This window comes from Mycobacterium sp. TH-M82, assembly GCF_057473605.1.
In genome coordinates, this window is sequence record NZ_JBYCKY010000889.1 from 1 (window position 1) to 1305 (window position 1305).

The 1305-nt window shown below is 66.9% G+C and carries 1 protein-coding gene and 1 pseudogene; one reads left to right on the forward strand and one right to left on the reverse strand.

Features of this window, described 5'->3' with window-relative positions:
* Positions 1-582: polysaccharide deacetylase family protein (locus AC2VON_RS25935; protein ID WP_486955375.1), on the forward strand; the 582-nt coding region annotated here is incomplete at its 5' end.
* Positions 583-903: 321 nt separating this feature from the next.
* Here AC2VON_RS25935 and AC2VON_RS25940 read toward each other — a convergent pair.
* Positions 904-1305: pseudogene (locus tag AC2VON_RS25940) on the reverse strand (HNH endonuclease signature motif containing protein); the annotation flags it as partial.

The window sequence follows — 1305 nt, forward strand, 5'->3', positions numbered from 1 at the left end:
ATGGAGATCGGCAACCACACCTGGGAACACCCCAACATGACCACCATCCCGGCGGCCGACGTTCCCGGGCAGCTGTCGAAGGCCAACGACGCGATCAGCGCCGCCACCGGGCGCACCCCGACGCTGTGGCGGCCTGCCGGCGGACTGACCAACGACGCGGTCAACCAGCAGGCGGCCAAGCTCGAACTGGCAGGCGTCCTGTGGGACGTCATACCGTTCGACTGGATCAACGACTCCAACACCTCGGCCACCCGTGAGGTGCTGATGAGCCAGATCAAGCCCGGCTCGGTGGTGTTGTTCCACGACAGCTACTCGTCCACCGTGGACCTGGTGTACCAGTTCATTCCGGTATTGCGGGCCAATGGCTATCACCTGGTCACGGTCAGCCAGCTGCTCGGTGCGCGCCCACCGGGCAGCGTCTACGGCAGCAGGGAGAACGGGCCGCCCGCCCACGATCTGCACGACATCCCGGCGAGTGAGATCCCGTCGCTGCCGAACACGCCGTCACCGGCGCCGATGCCGAACTTCCCGATCACCGACATCGCCGGCGCCAACCCCGGCGGTCCCAACAACGGGGCGTAGTCGCAACCGACGATTGTCGCTGGGCGGCGCGAGACTCGGAGACGAGCGCTACGGCGCGTAGTCCGCACCTAAGTGGTCGCGCTCGTAAGTTCATTGGGGGTTATGTCCACGCGGTCGGGTCGCCCAGACTCGACAACCACAAACACAACGTGGCCCACCCCCGCGCCGCATGACCCCCGACGAGCTTACGGGCGAAACCGCTTAGCCAGATCCCGCCAGGCGATTCGGTGCTCAACCGAAGGGGCGCCCGGTCGTCCCGGTGAGACGGGCCATACCGCGCGGGATCCAAGATCACCCAGATCTATGAGGGCACCAACCACGCTAGAAGGGTGGCGGGTCGTCGTCGTCGGAGTTGGCTGATGGTGCGGGGGTGGTCCAGAAGGCTTGGCGGGCGGCCTGGTGCGCCTGGCGCACCTGCTGGTTGCGCCGGCGTTCGGAGGCGATGTAGCGGGCGCGGTTTTGGGCGCGGGTGCGGCGGCGTTGGGGCATCACGGCGGTGCGGTCGGCGCAGCGGTCGGTGGGCGGCTCGGGTGTGGTTTCAGGTGGGGTGAGGTCACCGGTGGGGATGGCTAGGGCGGGAAACAGCAGGGCGCTGCCTGGGGTGGTCACATAAGTGTGGCCGGTCGGAGCGGTCCAGATCAGCGTCCCGTCGGCAAGTTGTTTGTCTTGCCAGCCCCAGAACGTTTTCAGAAGATGATGCGCGCGGCATAGTGCCTTGAGGTT